Here is a 21,330-nt window from a genome sequence, read left to right on the forward strand (position 1 = left end):
TGAAAGTTCAATCATGGCAATCAATCTGGAACTTCCCCGCAAGATGCAAGCGGTGACGACGAAGACGCATCAGGGCGCCGCCGAGTTGATGCGACCGATCGCCCGCAAGTACGACCTCAAGGAGCACGCCTACCCGGTCGAGCTGGACACGCTCTTCAGTCTCTTCGAAGGGGCCTCGGAGTCAATCGAATTCGCTGGAGCGAACGCGCTGGGCGGCGAGGACGAAGAACGGGACAAGAACCACAACGGCGCCAACATGGCCGCGTTGCTGCAGACCCTGGAAGCCAGCTGGGGCGACCTGGCGATGATGCTGTCCGTCCCCTATCAGGGGCTCGGGAACGCGGCCATCTCCGCCGTCGCCAATGAGGAGCAGCTGCAACGCCTGGGCAAGGTGTGGGCGGCGATGGCCATCACCGAGCCCGGCTTCGGATCGGACTCGGCGGCCGTGTCGACGACCGCCACCCTGGACGGCGACGAGTACGTGATCAACGGCGAGAAGATCTTCGTCACCGCCGGATCGCGCGCCACCCACATCGTGGTGTGGGCGACGCTCGACAAGACACAGGGCCGCGCGGCGATCAAGTCGTTCGTTGTGCCGCGCGAGCACCCCGGTGTCACGGTCGAACGGCTGGAGCACAAGCTCGGCATCAAGGGTTCCGACACCGCGGTCATCCGGTTCGACAACGCCCGCATCCCGAAGGAAAACCTGCTCGGCAACCCCGAAATCGAGGTGGGCAAGGGCTTCTCGGGAGTGATGGAGACCTTCGACAACACCCGGCCCATCGTCGCGGCCATGGCGGTCGGTGTCGGCCGCGCCGCGCTGGAGGAGATTCGCAAGATCCTCACCGAGGCCGGCGTGGAGATCTCCTACGACAAGCCCTCGCACGTCCAGAGCGCGGCGGCATCGGAGTTCTTGCGGATGGAAGCCGACTGGGAGGCCGCCTATCTGCTGTCGCTGCGCGCGGCATGGCAGGCCGACAACAAGATCCCCAACTCCAAAGAAGCCTCGATGAGTAAGGCCAAGGCCGGCCGGATGGCCACCGACGTCACGCTCAAGACCGTCGAATTGGCAGGCACCGCAGGCTATTCCGAGCAGTTGCTGCTGGAGAAGTGGGCGCGCGACTCGAAGATCCTGGACATCTTCGAAGGCACGCAACAAATTCAGCAGCTGGTGGTAGCTCGCCGCCTGCTGGGCCTGTCCTCCTCCGAGCTCAAGTAATTCGGCGGCGGCTCTGCGCCGAACGTGCAACCACTGCGAGATTTGGGCGGATTTTTCGCACTGAGTGCACGTTCGGCGAAACTTAGCCGGCGACCGCGTTCAGCCGCTCGCGGTCTTCGTCGTCCAGTCGGATGGACGCGACGTCCACGTTCTCTTCCAGGTGGCTCAGCGACGAGGTGCCGGGGATCAGTAGCACGTTGGGCGCCACGCCGAGCGTCCACGCCAACGCGACCTGGGCCGGTGTGCGACCCAGACGCTGCGCGATCTCCTGGACCACCGGGTCGCTGAGCACCGGGTTGGGCCGCATGAAGGCCGCGCCGAGCGGGAAGAACGGGACGAAGGCAATCCCCCGCGCCATGCATTCCTCGAGTACCGGAGTCGACTCCCGCTGCACCAGATTGAATGCGTTTTGCACACAAGCGATCTCGGTGCGCTCCACGGCATGCAACAGGTGATCGCGGTTGACGTTGCTCAGCCCGACTCCGCCGATCAATCCCCGGTCGCGGGCCTCGATCATGGCCGAGAGCTGGTCATCGAACTCCTGGTCCGGGCCGTCGCTTTCGAACACCCGCAGGTTGACCACCGCCAGTCGCTCGACGCCGAGGCTACGCAGGTTCGTTTCGATGTCGTGGCTCAATTCGGCCGGCGCACCGGCCGGCACCCAGGCGCCCTTGTCGTCGCGGCGGCCGCCGACCTTGCTGACCAGCGCCAGGTTCTGCGGATAGGGATGAAGCGCGGCATGAATCAGTTCGTTGGCGACGTCGGGTCCGTAAAACTGCGCGGTGTCGATGTGGTCGACGCCGAGTTCGACCGCGCGGCGCAGCACGGCCAGCGCCTCGTCGCGGTCGCGCGGCGGACCGAACGCATTGGGCCCGGGCAACTGCATGGCCCCGAAGCCGATCCGGTTGACCGAGAACCCACCGAGTGGAAAGCGATCCATACGGTGAGGTTAGCGTCGAAGGATGGACACGTTTCAGGCGCTCGTCGCGCGCCAAGATGGTGACCGGATAACCGCGTCGGTCGAGACGCTGAACCACTCCGACCTGCCGCCCGGCGATGTGACCATCCGGGTCCTGTATTCCAGCGTCAACTACAAAGACTCGCTGGCACTGACGCCGGGTGGCGGCGTGGTGCGCGACTACCCGGTGGTCCCGGGCATCGACCTGACCGGTGAGGTCGTCGAGTCGACGTCGGCCGACTTCGCCGTCGGCGACCAGGTACTGGCCCACGGGTATGCAATCGGCACCGGTCACCACGGCGGCTACGCCGAGTACGCACGCGTGCCGGCCGACCAGGTGGTGGCGCTCGGTGCGTTGAGCCCGCGCGAGGGCGCCGCGATCGGAACGGCGGGCTTCACCGCCGCGATGAGTGTGCGGGCGCTGATCGACTGGGGCATCACGCCCGACGCCGGTCCCATCGTCGTCACCGGAGCCAGCGGCGGCGTCGGCTCGGTCAGTGTGGACCTGCTGGCGGGCGCCGGGTATCAGGTCGTCGCCTCGAGCGGCAAGGCCGAAGCCGTTGGCCGGCTGAAAGCCCTTGGCGCCGCGGAGGTTATCGGCCGGTTGCCCGCCGACCCCGACGCCAAGCCACGGCCGCTCGGCAAGGCGCGCTGGGCGGGTGGGGTGGACTGTGTCGGCGGTGCGACGCTGGCCGACGTGCTCAGCACCGTCGATTACGGCGGCGCGGTGGCGGCCAGCGGCCTCACCGGCGGCCCGGCCCTGCACACCACGGTGCTGCCCTTCATCCTGCGCGGCGTCGCGTTGCTGGGTATGGATTCGGTGCTGATGCCGATCGGACCGCGCCGCGAATTGTGGGCCCGGCTCGGCAATTCGTTGCGGCCACGTCAGCTGGACTCGCTGATTAGCGAGGTCGACGTGAAAGACGTCGTCGGCGTGATCGATCAGGTGCGCGCCGGCAAATTCTCCGGGCGGGCCGTGGTGCGGGTCGCGGGTGGATTTTGAGGCGGCAGTAGGCTGACCACGCGCTGCTCGGGCGCATTGTGGCAGCGGCGATGGCGGTGACGACGGAGGTGGCATGCGCGCGGTACAGGTGACTCGGCTCGATGGTCCGGACGCGGTCGAGTTGACCGACATCGACGAACCGTCGGGCGACGGGGTCGTCGTCGACGTGCACGCGGCCGGGGTCGCCTTCCCGGACGCCCTACTCACCCGGGGTCTCTACCAATACCGGCCCGAGTTGCCGTTCGTGCTCGGCGCCGAGATCGCCGGCGTGGTCCGATCCGCACCCGAGGGCGCGAACGTGCGCGCCGGCGACCGGGTGGTTGGCCTTACGATGCTGTCCGGCGGCATGGCCGAGGTCGCGGTGCTGGCCCCGGACCGGGTGTTCAAGCTGCCCGACAACGTGAGCTTCGAGGCGGGCGCCGGCCTGCTCTTCAACGACCTGACGGTGTACTTCGCGCTGACCGTTCGAGGTCGGCTGCAGCGCGGCGAGACGGTTCTGGTGCACGGCGCGGCCGGAGGCATCGGGACCTCGGCGCTGCGGCTGGCGCCGGCGCTGGGCGCCTCCCGGACCATCGCCGTGGTCAGCACCCAGGACAAGGCCGACATCGCGACGGCGGCCGGCGCGACGGATGTGGTGCTGGCCGACGGTTTCAAGGACGCGGTGCAGGAATTGACCCACGGCCGTGGCGTCGACGTCGTCGTCGACCCGGTCGGCGGCGACCGATTCACCGATTCCCTGCGCTCGCTTACTCCCGGCGGGCGGCTGCTGGTCGTCGGGTTCACCGGCGGCGAGATCCCCACCGTCAAGGTAAACCGGTTGCTGCTCAACAACATTGACGTGGTCGGCGTGGGTTGGGGCGCCTGGGCGGGGACGCATCCGGGCGCGCTGGACGAGCAGTGGGCCGGACTGGAGCGATTGCTCACCTCCGGGGAGCTGGCCCCGCCCGAGCCGGTGACCTATCCGTTGGAAGAAGCCGGGGCCGCCGTCGCCTCCCTGGAGAATCGCAGCGCCAAGGGGAAGGTCGTACTGCGCGTCCGCGGTTAGGCGCTGCACGCGGCCCCAGCTGCCACAGTGGTTTGACTGCCCGCCTCGTAGCCGCGGTGATCCTCGTGCGACCGCTCGTCGGCGACCCTTGTGCGGTGCCAAAAGAGAAAGTAATGTCACTTTCAGTTTTGTAGACCTTGATCGCCACCCAGCTGGTCCCCACCGGAGGAGCCGTCCATGGAATCCTCTGTGCACCTGCGAAAAGGCCGAACACCGCGCCGCCTGCACGCCGACCTCGAAGGCCTCAAGGACGACGAGTTGGGCCGGGGCGGATTCACCGGCCGCACCGCCAACCTGTACCGGCGCAACGACCCCACCGCCTACCGATCGGTCGGCCCGCTGCGGCCCATCGATGTGCTGTCCAGCGAGCTCAAGCCCAGCGACGCCACCGCAGCGGACGGTGGACCACTGCTGATGTTCCGCAACGACGACTGCCGAATCCTGTTGAGCCGTCGTCACGAGCCGATGCCGTTCTTCGTCCGCCACGTCGACGGCGACCTGCTGTGCTTCGTCCACCAGGGCAGCGGCCTGGCCGAGACCGAATTCGGGCCGCTGCGCTACCGGGAGGGCGACTGGCTGTACATCCCGAAGGCATGCACCTGGCGCCAGCTGCCCGACAGCGCGACGACGATGCTGATGATCGAGGCCACCGACGAGTTTCGGGTGCCGCCGCCCGGCGCACTGGGCCGCCACTTCCCCTTCGATCCGTCGCAGGTCGTCATCCCCGAGCCGGCGCCGGCCGAGGAGGCCGACGGCGAATTCGAGGTTCGGCTCATCCACGAGGGCGGCCCGACAACGCTGTTCTACCAACACAATCCGCTCGACGTCGAGGGCTGGCGCGGCGACAACTTCGCGTTCACGTTCAACATCGCCGACTACAACGTGGTCACCTCCGACAGCGTCCACCTGCCGCCGACGGTGCACCTGTTCATGCAGGCCACCGGCGTCTACGTGATGAACTTCCTGCCCAAGCCCGCCGAGGGCATCCCGGGCACCGAACGCACACCGTGGTATCACCGCAACGTCGACTACGACGAGATCGCCTTCTTCCACGGCGGCTCGCTGTACGGCATCCCGATGCCACCCGGTTTGATTTCCCATGCGCCGCAAGGGGTTCACCACGGCGCACCGGAGAAGGCACGCGAACGGGCGCGCCGCAAGTTCGACGACTACTCCCGCGTCGACTGGCAGGTAATCGCCATCGACACGCGCCGGCGGCTCACCCCGTCGGCGGAGGTACTGGCCCACGACCTAGGACAACATTGATGACCCAAGCACAAGCCGTGAAACCCAAGAAGCACGAATACGAGCGAATCCCCTATCTCGTTGCCTTCCAGAACAATTCCGGGGTACGAGACGTCTACGGCGGGCTGGCCGAGATCACCGTGCTGGAAAGCTACCTGCTCAAGCCGACGGACAAGCCGTCCGACACCGTGCTGGTGTTCATGCATCCCATCGGCGGCGGCGCCTACCTGCCGATGATCAACGCGCTGGCGCGGGCCGGCCATCACGTCATCTACTGCAACAGCCGCTTCCGCGGCACCGACTCTGCGCTGCTGATGGAGAAGGTCGTCGAGGATCTCGGCGAGTGCATCAAGGACGCCAAGAAGCGGCTGGGCTACCAGAAGGTGGTACTGGCCGGATGGAGTGGCGGCGGTTCGCTGTCGGTGTTCTACCAGCAGCAGGCGCAGAATCCCACCATCACGTCCAGCCCGACGGGTGACGGTCCCGACCTGACCAAACTCGACCTGCCCACGGCCGACGGCATCATGCTGCTGGCCGCGCACATCAGCCGGCACGGCACGCTGACCGAATGGCTGGACGCGTCGATCCTCGACGAATCCGACCCCACCAAGCGCGACCCCGAGCTGGACCTGTACAACCCCGACAACCCCAATCAGCCGCCCTACAGCCAAGAATTCCTGGACCGCTACCGGCAGGCACAGATCGACCGCAACCGGCGCATCACCGCATGGGTCAGGGACAAGCTGGCCGAGCTGGCGGCCGCCGGCCGGCCCGACGACGAGTTCGGTTTCGTCGTGCACGGCACCATGGCCGACCCGCGCTGGCTGGACCCGGCCGTCGATCCCAACGAACGCGTCCCCGGCACCTGCTACCTGGGGGATCCTCAGGTGGTGAACATGAGCCCGGTCGGGCTGGCCCGGTTCTCCACCCTGCGCGGCTGGCTTTCGCAGTGGAGCTACGACGACGCCCGCGGCGACGCGGTGGCCTGCGGCCCGGACATCGCGATCCCCGCGCTGGTGATCGGTAACCTGGCGGATGACGCCTGCACACCCAGCCACACCCGCCGGCTGTTCCAGGCGATCGGACACGAGGACAAGGAGATGCACGAAATCCCCGGCGCCACACACTATTACGCGGGCCCCGACCAGCGCGACGCGCTGCGGGCCGCCGTCACTATCGTCACCGACTGGCTGGTGGGGCACGATTTCGCGAGCGCCGAATGACGGTGACCGGCGCGCTGGACGGCGTTCGGGTGCTCGAACTGGGCACCCTGATCGCCGGGCCCTTCGCCGGCCGGCTGCTCGGCGACATGGGCGCCGACGTCATCAAGGTGGAACTTCCCAAGACCCCGGACCCGCTGCGCACCTGGGGTCAGGCCGAGCTCGACGGGCAGCACGTCTTCTGGACGGTGCACGCGCGCAACAAGAAGGCGATCACCCTCGACCTGCGCCACCCCCGTGGGCGCGAACTGTTCTGCGAGCTCGTCGAGAAGTCCGACATCGTGGTGGAGAACTTCCGTCCGGGCACCCTGGAAAAGTGGAACCTGGGTTACGACGTGCTCAGCGAACGCAATCCAGGCATCATCCTGGTCCGGGTGTCCGGCTACGGGCAGACCGGACCGGACGCCACCAAGGCCGGCTACGCCTCGGTCGCCGAAGCGGCCAGCGGGCTGCGCCACCTCAACGGGTTTCCGGGCGGTCCGCCGCCCCGGCTGGCACTCTCGCTCGGCGACAGCCTGGCCGGCATGTTCGGCGCCCAGGGTGCGCTGGCCGCGCTGTACCGGCGCAGCGTCACCGGACGCGGCCAGGTGGTCGACGTCGCCCTGACCGAATCATGCCTTGCCGTACAGGAATCCACCATCCCCGACTACGACGTCGCCGGCGTGGTGCGCGGACCGTCGGGCACCCGGCTCGAAGGCATCGCCCCGTCCAACATCTACCGCAGCGCCGACGGCTCGTGGGTGGTGATCGCCGCCAATCAGGACACCGTCTTCGCCCGGCTGTGCAAGGCGATGGGCCGCCCGGAGCTGGCCACCGACGACCGGTTCGCCACGCACGTCGCGCGGGGCCGCAATCAAGACGAACTCGACAACATCATCGGCGCGTGGGCCGCGGAACGCCAGCCCGGTGAGATCATCGAAACCCTCTCCGCCGCAGGGGTGATCGCGGGGCCGATCAACACCGTCGCCGAAGTGGTCAACGACCCGCAGCTGCGGGCGCGCGGCATGCTGGTCGAGCACTACGACGAGCGCGTGCGGCGCAACGTCTTGGGCCCGGGCATCGTGCCGATGCTCTCGGAATCGCCGGGGCAAGTCCGCAACGCCGGCCCCGCGCGCCCGGGCCAGCACAACGACGACATCTTCATCGGGCTGCTGGGCAAGACGGCCGAGGAGCTCGATCAGCTGCGCGCCGAGGAGGTGCTGTGACACACGTTGAGATTCGAGAAGTGGCCCTGCGCGACGGCCTGCAGATCGAAACCCCGATTCCGTTGTCGGCCAAGCTTGAACTGCTGGCCGCGGTGGCGGCCACCGGGGTTCGCGAAGTAGAGGTCACCGCGTTCGTCTCCCCGACCAAGGTGCCGTCGATGGCCGATGCCGCCGAGCTGGCCGCCCATCTGCATGACTATCCCGACATCGAATTCTCGGCCCTGGTGGCCAGTCCCAACGGCGCGAAGCGGGCCGTCGCCGCGGGGCTGCGCTCCATCGAATACGTGGTGGCCGCCGACGACACCTTCAGCACGGCCAACGTCGGGCGCACCAGCACCGAAGCCACCAGCCAGATCGACGAGATCGTCGCCATCGCGCACGACGGCGACGTCACCGTCGAAGTCGTCATCGCCACCGCCTGGGACTCCCCGTTCGAAGGTCCCACCCCGCCCCACCGGGTGCTCGAGATCGCCGCGGCCGCCCGCGACCGCGGCGCCGACCGCCTGTCGATCGCCGACACCATCGGCACCACCACCCCGGGCCGGGTGAGTTCGCTGATCGCGCAACTGCGTCCGGTGATCGGCGACCTGCCGCTGGGCGGGCATTTCCACAACACCCGCGGCTCGGGCCTGGCCAGTGCCTACGCCGCGGTCAGCTCCGGGGTGACCCGACTGGACGCCTCGGTCGGCGGACTGGGGGGCTGCCCCTTCGCGCCGGGTGCCACCGGCAACATCGCCACCGAGGATCTCGTATACCTGCTGGCCGACAGCGGCATCGACGTGGACGTCGACCTGCAGGCCGCCATCGCCGCGGCCGGCGTGGCGAAGTCGTTGGTGGGTCACGACCTGCCGAGCGCCCTGTTGCGCGCCGGCGACCGACGGAGACATTAAGTGCGGGGGAACTGATGTCTGCCCCGGAGGCGAACCGAGAGCTGACCGCCAAAGGCCGCCAGACCAGGCAGGCCATCGAGCAGGCCGCCCGGAAGCTCTTCGCCGAACGGGGTTTTCACGGCACCACCCTGGCCGAGATCACCTCGGCCGCCGGGAAATCGGCTGCCGTGTTCTACCGGTATTTCACCGATAAGGAAGACCTGCTGGCCGCACTCGCGGAATCGTTCCTGCACGAGGTGGTGGCGCCGTCGGGATTGAGTGTCCACCTGCCGGAGTCTCCCGACGACGATGCCTTCTTCACCTCGGTGGTCACCGGCTACTGGAACATGTTCAAGCAGAACATCGGCATCATGATCGCCGTGGCCCAGCTGGCCGCCACTCAGCAGCGCTTCGCGGCCGTGCAGAACGAATTCCGGCGGTTCGGAATGGATCTCGTGGCGGCATCGGTGCGCCGGGCCCAGGAACAGGGCTACGGCGCCGAGCTGCACCCCGAGCACACCGCGGCGGCCATCGCGTTGCTGTTCGAGAACTTCACTACCGTGTTCGTCGGACCATCCGGGCCGGCGGGCCTCGGCCTGAACATCAGCGACGAAGACGCCATCGCGACCTTGTCGACGGTCTGGAAGAAAACCCTGTACGGCGGCCTCACGGGATCTTAGGAGAAGACGTGGATTTCACTCTGCCAGAGCACCTTCCGGGCCTGCTCGCCGAGATGGACGAGTTCATCGAGACCGAGATCAAGCCGCTGGAACGCGAGAACATGCAGTACTTCGACCAGCGCCGTGAGCATGCACGCACCGATTGGGACAACGACGGGATCCCGACGCGCGAATGGGAGGAACTGCTCTTCGAGATGCGCCGGCGAGCCGACAAGGCCGGCTGGCTGCGCTACGGACTGCCGGCCGCACTGGGCGGCCGTGACGGCAGCAACGTCGACATGGCCGTCATCCGGGAACATTTGGCGCACAAGGGCCTTGGCCTGCACAACGACCTGCAGAACGAATCGTCGATCGTCGGGAACTTCCCGCAGGTGATCATGATGGAGCGGTTCGGCACCGACGAGCAACGAAAGGAATGGTCGGAGGCGCTGATCACCGGGGAGCGGTCCATGGCGTTCGGCCTGACCGAGCCGCAACACGGATCGGACGCCACGTGGCTGGAGACGCACGCCGAACGCGACGGCGACAGCTGGGTGATCAACGGCTCCAAGCGGTTCAACACCGGCGTGCACCGCGCGACCCACGACCTGGTCTTCGCGCGCACCTCCGGCGAGCCGGGGGCCGCGGTCGGCATCACCGCGTTCCTGGTGCCCACCGATTCGCCCGGCTTCAACGTCCCCTACTACTGGTGGACCTTCAACATGCCGACCGACCACGGCGAAGTCGAGTTGACCGATGTTCGGATTCCCACCGAAGCGGTGCTCGGCGAGGTGGACCGCGGCCTGGAAGTTGCTCAAACCTTCCTGCACGAGAACCGGATTCGGCAGGCGGCGAGCAGCCTTGGCGCGGCGCAGTACTGTATCGACCGCGCCGCCGAGTACGCGGCCGGCCGCAAAGTGTTCGGCAAGCCGCTGTCGGTGAACCAGGCCGTGCAGTGGCCGCTGGCCGAGCTGGCGACCGAAGCGCAGATGGTGCGGCTGCTGGTGGCCTACGCCGCCTGGCATCTGGACCGCGACCACCACATGGAGGTCTCCGACAAGGTGTCGATGGCGAACTACCGCGCCAACCGGCTGGTCTGCGACGCCGCCGACCGCGCCATGCAGGTCTACGGCGGCCTCGGTTACAGCCGGCACGAGCAGTTCGAACACATCTACCGCCATCACCGTCGCTACCGGATCACCGAGGGCGCGGAGGAGATCCAGATTCGCCGGGTGGCCCAGCGGCTGTTCAAATTCGGCAACAAGTGATGGCCGGCGACGAGTCGGGGGAACTGGGCACCAAACTTGCCGCGGTGCTCACGGCGGCCGTCGGCGCCGACACCGCGGTCGAGAATCTGCGCGCGCTCACTGGCGGCGCCAGCAGAACCACCTGGGCTTTCGAGGCCATCATCAACGCGCAGCGCCGTGCGCTGATCTTGCGCACCGGCCCACCCGACGATGTGCACGCCGGCATGGAGCTGGAAGCCAGGACGCAGGCGGCCGCGGCGGCCGCCGGGGCGCCGGTCCCCCACGTCTTGATCGCCGACAATTCCCCTGCCGCACTGGGCAACCCGTATTTGATCTGTGACGAGATCCAGGGCGAGACCATCGCGCGGCGCATCCAGCGTCAGCTCGACGGCGCCGACGGACATGCGGCCCGCACCCGATTGCTGCAGCAGTGCGCGCAGGCGGTGGCCGCGATTCACCGCGCCGACACCGACATTCCGGACCTGACCCACGAGGACCAGCTCGCCGAATGGCGCCAGCGCCTCGACGACATGGGCGACACCACCGCGACATTCGAATGGGGGTTTCGCTGGCTGGCCGCCCACCGCCCGCAGCCGTCGCCGGCGGTGTTGGTGCACGGCGACTTTCGGATGGGCAACCTCATCGTCGACGGATCCAACCTCGCCGCGGTGCTGGACTGGGAGCTGGTGCACGTCGGGCAGGCCTATGAAGACCTGGCGTGGTTCTGCATCCGGGCCTGGCGATTCGGCGCCCCGGCCAGCCTCGGCGCCGGCGGCCTGGGCAGCATCGAAAGCTTCCTGCGCGCCTACGAGCAGGCCAGCGCGACTACCGTCGACCGGGTGGCGTTTCACTGGTGGCTGGTGCTGGCCACCTTGCGCTGGGGTGTCATCTGCCGCTTCCAGGTCGAACGGCACCTGAGCGGGCAACACCGCTCGGTCGAGTTGGCCACCATCGGACGTCGCGTCTGCGAGACCGAGTGGGACCTGCTCAACCTGATCGAGGCGCGGCCATGATCGGCGCATACGGCCGCCCGCTGGCCGCCGAACTGGTGGCAGCGGTGGCCGAATTCCTGGAAAGCGACGTGCGCGGTGCGACCGACGGACAGGTCAACTTCCACGCCCGGGTCGCCGCCAATGCGCTGCGCATCGTCGAGCGTGAACTGCTCGACGAGAGCGAGGCGGAATCCCGCACCGCGCTGGCCGGCCTGGGTTTCGCCGATGAGGAACAGCTGGCCGCGGCGATCCGGGCCGGCGAGCTGGACGGGCGCGCCGACCAGGTCACCGCCTGCCTGCGCACCCTGGTACGGCGCCGATTGGCCGTCGCCCACCCCGGATACGACAGCGAATAGCCCGGCGATCTGTTAGGAGCCAAAACATGCCCGCTTCCAGCACCGAAACGGTCCTCGATGCGGCCAACAGGCTGTTCACCGCGATCGAGCGAAGCGACGTCGCCGCTGTTGACGCGATGTGGAGTAACGACATCGCGGTGTGGCGGGTCGGCTCGCGGCGCGACGACGACAAGGCCCGCGCGATGCGGGTCATCGACTGGTTCATCGGCGCGACGACGCAGCGGCGCTACGAAATCCTGGACCGGCAGCTCTTCGATGACGGCTCCGCCCGGGGCTTCGTTCAGCAGCACATCTTGCACGCCACCGGGCATGCCGGGCAGTCGATCTCGCTGCGGGTCTGCATCGTGATCCGGGTGGGCACGGGCGGCCTGATCGAACGGATCGACGAATATTTCGACCCCGCCGGGATCGCGCCGCTGATGAACTAGCGCTAGATTCGCCACGACACATTGGGGGTGACGATGACGACTTTGGAGACACTGCTTCACGATCCCGACATGGCCGGCGTGTGGAACCTGGCCCAGGATCGCTCGGCCATCACTTTCAAGATCAGGAACATGTGGGGCCTGCTGAACGTCAAGGGCCGCTTCACCGACTTCGGCGGCGACGGCCAACTGACCGGCAAGGGAGCGGTTTTCGGCCGCGTGGACATCCGGGCCGCCTCGCTGGACACCGGCATCGGCCGTCGCGACAAACACCTGCGCTCGGCCGACTTCTTCGACGTCGACCGCTTCGCGGAGATCAGCGTCGTTGTCACGGCGGTGCAGCCGACCAAAGGCAAGGCCGCCGACCTGCGGACCACATTCACCATCAAGGGCGTCACCGCGGAGGTGCCGCTGCCCGTCACGATCTCCGAGCTCGACGACGGCTCGATCCGAATCACCGGTGAAACCAAGCTCGATCGGGAGCGTTTCGACCTGGGCTGGAACCGGCTCGGCATGATGAGCTCGTCGGCAACGGTCGCGGCCGATGCCATCTTCGTGCGGGTATCGCAGTAATGATTTCTGCGGGCACCCCGCTGAACCGGGTGCGACACCAGTAGCATCTGCACCGTGCCCGACTCCACCATCGCCCTGCGGATCCTCGTCTACAGCAGCAATGTCCAAACCCGCGAACGGGTGATGCGGGCGCTGGGCAAGCAGCTGCATCCCGATCTGCCCGAATTGAGCTACGTCGAGGTGGCGACCGGGCCCATGGTGGTGGCGACGATGGACAAGGGCGGCATCGACTTGGCCATCCTGGATGGCGAGGCCGCCCCGACCGGCGGCATGGGAATCGCAAAGCAGCTCAAAGACGAACTCGAGACCTGCCCACCTCTGGTCGTGCTGACCGGGCGGCCCGACGATGCGTGGTTGGCCTCCTGGTCGCGCGCCGAGGGCGCGGTGCCGCATCCCATCGACCCCATCCTGCTGGGCCGTACGGTGCTCAGCCTGCTGAGGGCCCCGGTTCGCTGATTCATTCCACGCCGCGCCTGTGCCGCGGCTGATCGCGACGTTGCTGACGGCGGGCCATCCGCGCTGGCGACGCCCCTGATCTTTGGTGCCGCAGCGATCGGTGCCGCCCCGCCTTTGCTGGTGCTCATCCAGCGGATGGTGCGCAGATCCCGTCCGGCGGTGAGCGTTGGTTGCACCGGCTATCGAGTTTGCGCAGCACAGCGCGGCATGGCACCGCCGATACTGCAAAACGCCTACCCCGGGCAAGCGCGCCGCTCGCCGCGACGCTATGTTGTAAATCACTGTGACGGGCTTGCGACCCGGTTCGTCACAGCAGCCCGGCTACCGCCTGGCCGCTGCAGGCGGCTCGTACGACGGATCATGGAGCGAGTTGAACGTCTACATACCCATCCTGGTGCTAGGTGCCATTGCCGCCGCCTTTGCCGTCGGCTCGGTGGCGATCGCGAGCCTGGCCGGACCGTCACGTTTCAACAAGTCGAAGATGTCGGCCTACGAGTGCGGAATCGAACCCACCGAGACATCGGTGAGCGGCCCGCATGCGACAGCCGGGCAGCGCTTTCCGGTGAAGTACTACCTCACCGCGATGCTGTTCATCGTTTTCGACATCGAAATCGTGTTCCTTTACCCCTGGGCGGTCAGCTATGACGCGCTGGGCACGTTCGCTCTGGTCGAAATGGTGATTTTCATGCTGACGGTTTTCGTGGCCTACGCCTATGTGTGGCGCCGCGGCGGCCTGACGTGGGATTGAGGTAAGACGTGGGTCTTGAGGAACAGCTGCCCGGCGGGATCTTGCTGTCAACAGTCGAGAAAGTCGCGGGCTACGTCCGCAAGAACTCACTGTGGCCGGCGACGTTCGGGTTGGCCTGCTGCGCCATCGAGATGATGGCAACGGCCGGGCCAAGATTCGACCTCGCGAGGTTCGGGATGGAGCGATTCTCGGCCACCCCCCGGCAGGCCGATCTGATGATCGTCGCCGGGCGGGTCAGCCAGAAGATGGCTCCCGTGCTGCGACAGATCTACGACCAGATGGCCGAACCGAAATGGGTGCTGGCCATGGGCGTATGCGCATCATCCGGCGGGATGTTCAACAACTATGCGGTCGTGCAAGGCGTCGATCACGTGGTCCCGGTGGACATTTACCTGCCCGGCTGCCCGCCGCGACCGGAGATGCTGTTGTACGCAATCCTGAAGCTGCACGAGAAGATTCAGGAGATGCCGCTGGGCGTCAACCGGGAAACCGCCATCGCCGAAGCCGAGCAGGCGGCGCTGACGGCCCGGCCCACCATCGAGATGCGCGGACTGCTGCGATGAGCTCACCGGACCAAGATCCCCAAGAAGCGATCAGCCGCGCCGACGAAGAAGTCATCGACGTGCGCCGCGGCATGTTCGGCGCCAAGGGCTCGGGCGACACGTCCGGGTACGGACGGCTGGTGCGCGAGGTCATGCTGCCGGGCAGCAGCCCGCGGCCCTACGGCGGCTACTTCGACGAGGTGGTCGACGCTCTGGCCGCGGCTTTGAGCCAGGCCAACGTCGAATTCACCGACGCCATCGAAAAAGTCGTGGTGTACCGCGACGAACTGACCTTGCACGTCCGTCGTAACGCGCTGGAACAGGTCGCTCACCGGCTGCGCGACGACCCGCAGCTGCGCTTTGAAATGTGCCTGGGCGTCAGCGGCGTGCACTACCCGCACGAGACGGAGCGCGAACTGCACGCGGTGTACCCGTTGCAGTCGATCACGCACAATCGCCGCGTCCGCCTGGAAGTGTCTGCGCCCGACGGTGATCCGCACATCCCCTCCCTGTTCCCGATCTATCCGACCACCGACTGGCACGAACGCGAGACCTACGACTTCTTCGGAATCATCTTCGACGGGCACCCGTCGCTGACCCGCATCGAAATGCCCGACGACTGGCACGGGCATCCCCAGCGCAAGGACTACCCCCTCGGCGGGATTCCGGTCGAATACAAAGGCGCACAGATACCCCCGCCCGACGAGCGGAGAGCGTACAACTGATGAGCACCACCACTGAATCGACGCACGACGGCGCCGGCGAGACCTTCGTGGTCGCCGGCGGCCAGGACTGGGACAAGGTCGTCGAAGCCGCCCGCGGGGTCGACCCCGGCGAACGCATCATCGTCAACATGGGGCCGCAGCATCCGTCCACGCACGGGGTGTTGCGGTTGATCCTGGAGATCGAGGGCGAGACGGTCACCGACGTCCGTTGCGGCATCGGGTATTTGCACACCGGCATCGAGAAGAACCTCGAATACCGCTACTGGACCCAAGGTGTCACGTTCGTGACCCGGATGGATTACCTCGCACCGTTTTTCAACGAGACGGCCTACTGCCTGGGTGTGGAGAAGCTGCTCGGCATCACCGATCAGATTCCGGAGCGGGTCAACGTCATCCGGGTGATGATGATGGAGCTCAACCGGATCTCGTCGCATCTGGTGGCGCTGGCGACCGGCGGCATGGAACTGGGCGCCATGACCCCGATGTTCGTCGGATTCCGGGGACGCGAGATCGTGCTGACCCTGTTCGAATCGATCACCGGCCTGCGGATGAACAGTGCCTACGTCCGTCCCGGCGGTGTGGCGCAGGACCTGCCGCCCAACGCGGAGGCCGAGATCGTCGAAGGCCTCAAGGGACTCAGGCAGGTGCTGCGCGAAATGGGCGGCCTGCTCAACGAAAACGCCATCTGGAAGGCCCGCACCCAGGACGTCGGATACCTGGACCTGACCGGGTGCATGGCGCTCGGCATCACCGGCCCCATCCTGCGCGCCACCGGGTTGCCCCACGATCTGCGCAAGAGCGAACCGTACTGCGGATACGAAAACTACGAATTCGACGTAATCACCGAAGACACGTGTGATGCTTACGGGCGCTACATGATTCGTGTCAACGAGATGTGGGAGTCGATCAAGATCGTCGAGCAGTGTCTGGACAAGCTGAAGCCCGGCCCGACCATGGTCGAGGACCGCAAGATCGCCTGGCCGGCCGACTTGAAGGTGGGCCCCGACGGCTTGGGCAACTCACCGGAACACATCGCCAAGATCATGGGCGGCTCGATGGAGGCGTTGATCCACCACTTCAAACTGGTCACCGAGGGCATCAGGGTCCCCGCCGGCCAGGTCTACACGGCGGTCGAATCACCGCGCGGGGAGCTGGGTGTGCACATGGTCAGCGACGGCGGCACCCGGCCCTACCGGGTGCACTACCGAGACCCCTCGTTCACGAATCTGCAGTCGGTGGCGGCGATGTGCGAAGGCGGCATGGTCGCCGACCTGATCACCGCGGTTGCCAGCATCGACCCGGTCATGGGCGGGGTGGACCGGTGACCGGGCCGCAGGGACAGCCTGTCTTCATCCGGCTCGGCCCACCGCCTCACGAGCCCAACGCATTCGTCGTCGAGGGCGCGCCCAAGACGTATCCGCCCGATGTGCGGGCCCGGCTGGAGGTCGACGCCAAGGAGATCATCGGCCGCTACCCCAACCAGCGTTCGGCGCTGTTGCCGTTGCTGCACCTGGTGCAAGCCCAGGACTCCTACCTGACACCGGCGGGCCTGGAGTTCTGCGGCGAGCAACTGGGCCTCACCGGGGCCGAGGTGTCCGCGGTCGCGAGCTTCTACACCATGTATCGCCGCGGTCCCACCGGCGATTACCTGGTGGGTGTCTGCACAAACACGTTGTGCGCCATCATGGGTGGCGACGCCATCTTCGATGCCCTGAAGGAACATCTGGGCGTCGGCAACGACGAGACCACCGCCGACGGCTCGGTCACTCTGCAACACATCGAATGCAACGCCGCCTGCGATTACGCACCGGTGGTGATGGTGAACTGGGAGTTCTACGACAACCAGACGCCGGAGTCGGCGCGTGACCTCGTCGACTCGCTGCGGTCCGGCGAGCCCCAGCCGCCCACTCGCGGCGCCCCGCTGTGCGTCTTCCGCGAAACGTCGCGCATCCTGGCCGGCCTGCCCGACGAGCGTCCCGACCAGGGACAGGGCGGTGCCGGGCAGGCCACCCTGGCCGGCCTGAAGGTAGCCAAGGAACACGGCATGCGGGCGCCGGACGCGCCGAAAGGTCAGTAATGACAACCACTTCTGACACTTCACAGGCGACGCCGCTGACCCCGGTCATCAGCCGCTTTTGGGACGACCCCGAGTCGTGGACCCTCGAGACCTATCACCGCCACGGCGGCTACGAGGCGATGAAGAAGGCGCTGGCGATGGAGCCCGACGCGGTGATCGGGGTGGTGAAGGACTCCGGACTGCGTGGGCGCGGCGGCGCGGGATTCTCGACCGGCACCAAGTGGTCGTTCATCCCGCAGGGTGACACCGGCGCGGCCGCCAAACCGCATTACCTGGTGGTCAACGCCGACGAGTCGGAACCCGGTACGTGCAAAGACATTCCGCTGATGCTGGCGACACCGCACGTCCTGGTCGAGGGCGTCATCATCGCCGCGTACGCGATCCGTGCCAGCCACGCGTTCATCTATGTGCGCGGGGAGGTGCTGCCGGTCCTGCGCCGCCTGCAGAACGCGGTGGCCGAGGCCTACGCCGCGGGCTACCTGGGCCGCGACATCAACGGCTCGGGTTTCGACCTCGAACTGGTGGTGCACGCCGGTGCCGGCGCCTACATCTGCGGTGAGGAAACCGCGCTGCTGGATTCGCTGGAAGGCCGGCGCGGCCAGCCGCGGCTGCGCCCGCCCTTCCCCGCTGTGGCCGGGCTGTACGCCTGCCCCACGGTGATCAACAACGTCGAGACCATCGCGAGCGTGCCGTCAATCATCGGCAACGGTGTGGACTGGTTCCGCTCGATGGGCAGCGAGAAATCCCCAGGCTTCACGCTCTATTCGCTGTCCGGCCACGTCGCCCGGCCCGGCCAGTACGAGGCCCCGCTGGGAATCACGCTGCGGGAGTTGCTCGCGTACGCCGGCGGTGTCCGGGCCGGGCATCGGCTCAAGTTCTGGACACCCGGCGGATCGTCGACCCCGCTGCTGACCGACGAGCACCTCGACGTTCCGCTGGACTACGAAGGCGTCGGCGGCGTCGGCTCGATGCTGGGCACCAAGGCGCTGGAGATCTTCGACGAAACCACCTGCGTGGTGCGCGCCGTGCAGCGCTGGACCTACTTCTACAAGCACGAATCGTGCGGAAAATGCACGCCGTGCCGCGAGGGCACCTTCTGGCTCGACCAGATCTACGAGCGCCTGGAAACCGGCAAGGGCACCAGCGAGGACATCCAGAAACTGTTGGACATCTCCGACACCATTCTCGGAAAGTCCTTCTGCGCGTTGGGCGATGGTGCGGCCAGCCCGGTGATGTCGTCGATCAAGTTCTTCCGCGACGAATACGTCGCGCACGTCGAGGGCGGCGGATGCCCCTTCGATCCACGAGACTCCATGCTGACGGCGAACGGAAAGGCTTGAGGCACCCATGACTAGTGCGGCCAAGACCGAGACCGGTGACGAGGTCCGTCCGCCGGACATGGTGACGCTGACCATCGACGGCAACGAAATCAGCGTTCCCAAGGGAACTCTGGTGATCCGGGCCGCCGAATTGATGGGGATCCAGATCCCCCGGTTCTGCGATCACCCGCTGCTGGAGCCGGTCGGCGCGTGCCGGCAGTGTCTGGTCGAGGTCGAAGGGCAGCGTAAGCCGATGGCCTCGTGCACCACGGTCGCCACCGACGACATGGTGGTGCGCACCCAGCTCACGTCGGAGGCCGCCGACAAGGCGCAACACGGCGTGATGGAACTGCTGCTCATCAACCACCCGCTGGACTGCCCGATGTGCGACAAGGGCGGCGAATGCCCGCTGCAGAACCAGGCAATGTCCAACGGCCGCGCCGACTCTCGCTTCACCGACGTCAAGCGCACCTTCGCCAAACCGATCAACATCTCCTCGCAGGTGCTACTGGACCGGGAGCGCTGCATCCTGTGTGCGCGCTGCACCCGATTCTCCGAGCAGATCGCCGGGGACATCTTCATCGACATGCAGGAACGGGGCGCCCTACAGCAGGTCGGCATCTACGCCGACGAGCCGTTCGACTCCTACTTTTCGGGCAACACGGTGCAAATCTGCCCCGTCGGCGCGCTGACCGGGTCCTCGTACCGGTTCCGCGCCCGGCCTTTCGACCTGGTCTCCAGCCCCAGCGTCTGCGAGCACTGCGCTTCCGGATGCGCGCAGCGCACCGACCACCGCCGCGGCAAGGTGCTGCGCCGGTTGGCCGGCGACGACCCCGAGGTCAACGAGGAGTGGAACTGCGACAAGGGCCGGTGGGCGTTCACCTACGCGACCCAGCCCGATGTGATCACCACTCCCCTGATCCGCGACACCGACGGCTCGCTGCAGCCGGCCTCGTGGTCTCACGCAATCGCCGTCGCGACGAAGGGCCTGGAAGCGGCGCGTGGCCGCGCTGGCGTGCTGGTCGGCGGCCGGGCCACCTTGGAGGACGCCTACGCCTACTCCAAGTTCGCACGAATCGTGCTGGACAGCAACGACATCGACTTCCGCGCCCGGCCGAGTTCGGCAGAGGAGGCCGACTTCCTGGCCGCGCGGATCGCCGGCAAACCGATCAACGTCAGCTACGCCGATCTGGAGTCGGCGCCGGTCGTCGTGCTGGTCGGATTCGAGCCCGAGGACGAGTCGCCCATCGTCTTCCTGCGGCTGCGCAAGGCGGCTCGCAAGCACGGGTTGCCGGTCTACGCCATCGCGCCGTTCGCCAGCCGCGCGCTGACCAAGATGTCCGGGCGCCTGATCAAAACGGTTCCCGGCGCCGAGGCTTCGGCGCTCGACGGGTTGGCCACCGGCGAGGTGGGCGACCTGCTCTCCACGGCGGGTGCGGTCATCATGGTCGGCGAGCGGCTGGCCACGGTGCCGGGCGGTTTGTCGGCGGCGGCCCGCCTCGCCGACACCACCGGCGCCCGCCTGGCCTGGGTGCCGCGGCGCGCCGGTGAGCGCGGCGCGCTGGAGGCCGGTGCGCTGCCGGGGCTGCTGCCTGGCGGCCGTCCGGTCGACGACGAGACCGCCCGCGCGCAGGTCGCACAGGCGTGGAACGTGTCCGAATTGCCTTCCGGCAGTGGACGTGACGCCGACGCAATCCTGGCCGCCGCCACCGACGGCACGCTGGGCGCGCTGCTGGTGGGCGGTGTCGAGCCCGATGACTTCACCGACCCGCAAGCGGTGCTGGCGGCGTTGGACGGCGTCGGCTTCGTGGTCAGCCTGGAGTTGCGGCACAGCGCCGTCACCGAACGCGCCGACGTCGTCTTCCCAGTCGCGTCGACGACGCAGAAGGCCGGCGCATTCGTCAACTGGGAGGGCCGCTTCCGGCCGTTCGAAGCGGCGTTGCGCAACACTCAGGACGCCACCCAATCCGACCACCAGGTGCTCGATACGCTCGCCGACGAGATGGGCGTGTACCTGGGCATGTCCACCGTCGCCACGGCCCGCGAAGAACTGGCCGCGCTGCGGCAGTGGGACGGCAAGCGCGCCGCGAACCCGGCCGTCGCGGCCCCCGAGCCGGCCCAGCCTGCGTCGGGCGAGGCGGTATTGGCCGGCTGGCGGATGATGCTGGACAACGGCCGGATGCAAGACGGCGAGCCACATCTGGCGGGCACGGCCCGCAAGTCCGTCGCTCGGCTGTCCGCCGACACGGCGGCCGAGATCGGCGCCGCCGACGGCGACGCGGTCACGGTCAGCACGTCACATGGATCCATCAGCCTGCCGCTGATGATCACCGACATGCCCGACCGCGTGGTATGGCTTCCGGTGAACTCGCCCGGCTCGGCGGTGCATCGCCGGCTCGGCGTATCGGCCGGCAGCACAGTCAAGATCGGAGTTGGCGAATGACCGG

At 67.4% G+C, this 21,330-nt stretch carries 22 protein-coding genes; 21 read left to right on the top strand and 1 reads right to left on the bottom strand.

The window, feature by feature from the left end:
• The first annotated feature begins 13 nt into the window (after nt 1-13).
• The gene (locus MTY59_RS01095; protein WP_221044042.1) at nt 14-1,219 is read left to right on the top strand and encodes an acyl-CoA dehydrogenase family protein; all 1,206 of its coding nucleotides are present in this window, start codon (nt 14-16) and stop codon (nt 1,217-1,219) included.
• An 82-nt stretch (nt 1,220-1,301) separates the two neighbouring features.
• Here the strand turns inward: MTY59_RS01095 and MTY59_RS01100 are convergent, their stop codons facing one another.
• On the bottom strand, nt 1,302-2,159 hold the full coding sequence (locus MTY59_RS01100; protein WP_221044043.1) for an oxidoreductase: 858 nt from the start codon (nt 2,157-2,159) through the stop codon (nt 1,302-1,304).
• A 22-nt stretch (nt 2,160-2,181) separates the two neighbouring features.
• On the opposite strand from MTY59_RS01100, the gene MTY59_RS01105 reads away from it, so the two are divergent.
• From MTY59_RS01105 to MTY59_RS01200, 20 genes are all read left to right on the top strand, one after another.
• Nucleotides 2,182-3,180, top strand: coding sequence for an acrylyl-CoA reductase family protein (locus tag MTY59_RS01105; RefSeq protein ID WP_221044044.1), 999 nt, complete (start codon nt 2,182-2,184; stop codon nt 3,178-3,180).
• A gap of 73 nt (nt 3,181-3,253) precedes the next feature.
• Complete coding sequence (locus tag MTY59_RS01110; RefSeq protein WP_221044045.1) at nt 3,254-4,225, top strand: NADPH:quinone oxidoreductase family protein; 972 nt, start codon at nt 3,254-3,256, stop codon at nt 4,223-4,225.
• A gap of 177 nt (nt 4,226-4,402) precedes the next feature.
• Complete coding sequence (locus MTY59_RS01115) at nt 4,403-5,491, top strand: homogentisate 1,2-dioxygenase (protein WP_221044046.1); 1,089 nt, start codon at nt 4,403-4,405, stop codon at nt 5,489-5,491.
• A complete protein-coding gene (locus MTY59_RS01120; protein WP_221044047.1) occupies nt 5,491-6,693 on the top strand; it encodes an alpha/beta hydrolase in 1,203 nt (400 codons plus the stop codon). Before MTY59_RS01115 ends, MTY59_RS01120 begins: the two co-directional genes overlap by 1 nt.
• Nucleotides 6,690-7,895: a CaiB/BaiF CoA transferase family protein gene (locus tag MTY59_RS01125; protein WP_221044048.1), complete on the top strand. Its 1,206-nt coding sequence runs from the start codon at nt 6,690-6,692 to the stop codon at nt 7,893-7,895. Before MTY59_RS01120 ends, MTY59_RS01125 begins: the two co-directional genes overlap by 4 nt.
• Entirely contained in the window at nt 7,892-8,785 is an 894-nt protein-coding gene (locus tag MTY59_RS01130) for a hydroxymethylglutaryl-CoA lyase (protein WP_221044049.1), read from the top strand. The genes MTY59_RS01125 and MTY59_RS01130 overlap by 4 nt, the downstream gene beginning before the upstream one ends.
• A gap of 14 nt (nt 8,786-8,799) precedes the next feature.
• Complete coding sequence (locus tag MTY59_RS01135) at nt 8,800-9,444, top strand: TetR/AcrR family transcriptional regulator (RefSeq protein WP_221044050.1); 645 nt, start codon at nt 8,800-8,802, stop codon at nt 9,442-9,444.
• Between the two features lie 8 nt (nt 9,445-9,452).
• Nucleotides 9,453-10,691, top strand: a complete 1,239-nt coding sequence (locus tag MTY59_RS01140; protein ID WP_221044051.1) for an acyl-CoA dehydrogenase family protein — start codon at nt 9,453-9,455, stop codon at nt 10,689-10,691.
• The gene (locus MTY59_RS01145; RefSeq protein ID WP_221044052.1) at nt 10,691-11,683 is read left to right on the top strand and encodes a phosphotransferase family protein; all 993 of its coding nucleotides are present in this window, start codon (nt 10,691-10,693) and stop codon (nt 11,681-11,683) included. Before MTY59_RS01140 ends, MTY59_RS01145 begins: the two co-directional genes overlap by 1 nt.
• Nucleotides 11,680-12,018: a DUF6285 domain-containing protein gene (locus tag MTY59_RS01150; protein WP_221044053.1), complete on the top strand. Its 339-nt coding sequence runs from the start codon at nt 11,680-11,682 to the stop codon at nt 12,016-12,018. The genes MTY59_RS01145 and MTY59_RS01150 overlap by 4 nt, the downstream gene beginning before the upstream one ends.
• Nucleotides 12,019-12,044: 26 nt before the next feature.
• A complete protein-coding gene (locus tag MTY59_RS01155; RefSeq protein ID WP_221044054.1) occupies nt 12,045-12,446 on the top strand; it encodes a nuclear transport factor 2 family protein in 402 nt (133 codons plus the stop codon).
• Nucleotides 12,447-12,479: 33 nt separating this feature from the next.
• Nucleotides 12,480-13,016, top strand: coding sequence for a YceI family protein (locus MTY59_RS01160; RefSeq protein WP_221044055.1), 537 nt, complete (start codon nt 12,480-12,482; stop codon nt 13,014-13,016).
• A 54-nt stretch (nt 13,017-13,070) separates the two neighbouring features.
• Nucleotides 13,071-13,472, top strand: a complete 402-nt coding sequence (locus MTY59_RS01165) for an Rv3143 family two-component system response regulator (protein WP_221044056.1) — start codon at nt 13,071-13,073, stop codon at nt 13,470-13,472.
• Nucleotides 13,473-13,842: 370 nt separating this feature from the next.
• The gene (locus MTY59_RS01170; RefSeq protein ID WP_221046193.1) at nt 13,843-14,220 is read left to right on the top strand and encodes an NADH-quinone oxidoreductase subunit A; all 378 of its coding nucleotides are present in this window, start codon (nt 13,843-13,845) and stop codon (nt 14,218-14,220) included.
• Between the two features lie 8 nt (nt 14,221-14,228).
• Nucleotides 14,229-14,783 (top strand): NuoB/complex I 20 kDa subunit family protein, encoded by a 555-nt coding sequence (locus tag MTY59_RS01175; protein WP_221044057.1) that lies wholly within the window; start codon nt 14,229-14,231, stop codon nt 14,781-14,783.
• On the top strand, nt 14,780-15,487 hold the full coding sequence (locus tag MTY59_RS01180) for an NADH-quinone oxidoreductase subunit C (RefSeq protein ID WP_221044058.1): 708 nt from the start codon (nt 14,780-14,782) through the stop codon (nt 15,485-15,487). The genes MTY59_RS01175 and MTY59_RS01180 overlap by 4 nt, the downstream gene beginning before the upstream one ends.
• Nucleotides 15,487-16,812: an NADH dehydrogenase (quinone) subunit D gene (nuoD, locus tag MTY59_RS01185; protein ID WP_221044059.1), complete on the top strand. Its 1,326-nt coding sequence runs from the start codon at nt 15,487-15,489 to the stop codon at nt 16,810-16,812. Before MTY59_RS01180 ends, nuoD begins: the two co-directional genes overlap by 1 nt.
• Entirely contained in the window at nt 16,809-17,564 is a 756-nt protein-coding gene (nuoE, locus tag MTY59_RS01190; RefSeq protein WP_221044060.1) for an NADH-quinone oxidoreductase subunit NuoE, read from the top strand. Before nuoD ends, nuoE begins: the two co-directional genes overlap by 4 nt.
• Nucleotides 17,564-18,904, top strand: a complete 1,341-nt coding sequence (gene nuoF / locus MTY59_RS01195) for an NADH-quinone oxidoreductase subunit NuoF (protein WP_221044061.1) — start codon at nt 17,564-17,566, stop codon at nt 18,902-18,904. Before nuoE ends, nuoF begins: the two co-directional genes overlap by 1 nt.
• Nucleotides 18,905-18,911: 7 nt before the next feature.
• Nucleotides 18,912-21,326 carry an NADH-quinone oxidoreductase subunit G gene (locus MTY59_RS01200; RefSeq protein WP_221044062.1) on the top strand — a complete coding sequence of 805 codons (2,415 nt, stop codon included), beginning with the start codon at nt 18,912-18,914 and terminating at the stop codon, nt 21,324-21,326.
• Nucleotides 21,327-21,330: the final 4 nt, after the last annotated feature.

Source organism: Mycobacterium senriense, from assembly GCF_019668465.1.
Classification (GTDB): domain Bacteria; phylum Actinomycetota; class Actinomycetes; order Mycobacteriales; family Mycobacteriaceae; genus Mycobacterium; species Mycobacterium senriense.

Bases quoted from the DNA above. Each gene is read 5' to 3' on its own strand.
- MTY59_RS01095 (WP_221044042.1), top strand. From the start codon at position 14: ATGGCAATCAATCTGGAACTTCCCCGCAAGATGCAAGCGGTGACGACG.
- MTY59_RS01100 (WP_221044043.1), bottom strand. From the start codon at position 2,159: ATGGATCGCTTTCCACTCGGTGGGTTCTCGGTCAACCGGATCGGCTTC.
- MTY59_RS01105 (WP_221044044.1), top strand. From the start codon at position 2,182: ATGGACACGTTTCAGGCGCTCGTCGCGCGCCAAGATGGTGACCGGATA.
- MTY59_RS01110 (WP_221044045.1), top strand. From the start codon at position 3,254: ATGCGCGCGGTACAGGTGACTCGGCTCGATGGTCCGGACGCGGTCGAG.
- MTY59_RS01115 (WP_221044046.1), top strand. From the start codon at position 4,403: ATGGAATCCTCTGTGCACCTGCGAAAAGGCCGAACACCGCGCCGCCTG.
- MTY59_RS01120 (WP_221044047.1), top strand. From the start codon at position 5,491: ATGACCCAAGCACAAGCCGTGAAACCCAAGAAGCACGAATACGAGCGA.
- MTY59_RS01125 (WP_221044048.1), top strand. From the start codon at position 6,690: ATGACGGTGACCGGCGCGCTGGACGGCGTTCGGGTGCTCGAACTGGGC.
- MTY59_RS01135 (WP_221044050.1), top strand. From the start codon at position 8,800: ATGTCTGCCCCGGAGGCGAACCGAGAGCTGACCGCCAAAGGCCGCCAG.
- MTY59_RS01145 (WP_221044052.1), top strand. From the start codon at position 10,691: ATGGCCGGCGACGAGTCGGGGGAACTGGGCACCAAACTTGCCGCGGTG.
- MTY59_RS01150 (WP_221044053.1), top strand. From the start codon at position 11,680: ATGATCGGCGCATACGGCCGCCCGCTGGCCGCCGAACTGGTGGCAGCG.
- MTY59_RS01155 (WP_221044054.1), top strand. From the start codon at position 12,045: ATGCCCGCTTCCAGCACCGAAACGGTCCTCGATGCGGCCAACAGGCTG.
- MTY59_RS01160 (WP_221044055.1), top strand. From the start codon at position 12,480: ATGACGACTTTGGAGACACTGCTTCACGATCCCGACATGGCCGGCGTG.
- MTY59_RS01180 (WP_221044058.1), top strand. From the start codon at position 14,780: ATGAGCTCACCGGACCAAGATCCCCAAGAAGCGATCAGCCGCGCCGAC.
- nuoD (WP_221044059.1), top strand. From the start codon at position 15,487: ATGAGCACCACCACTGAATCGACGCACGACGGCGCCGGCGAGACCTTC.
- nuoF (WP_221044061.1), top strand. From the start codon at position 17,564: ATGACAACCACTTCTGACACTTCACAGGCGACGCCGCTGACCCCGGTC.
- MTY59_RS01200 (WP_221044062.1), top strand. From the start codon at position 18,912: ATGACTAGTGCGGCCAAGACCGAGACCGGTGACGAGGTCCGTCCGCCG.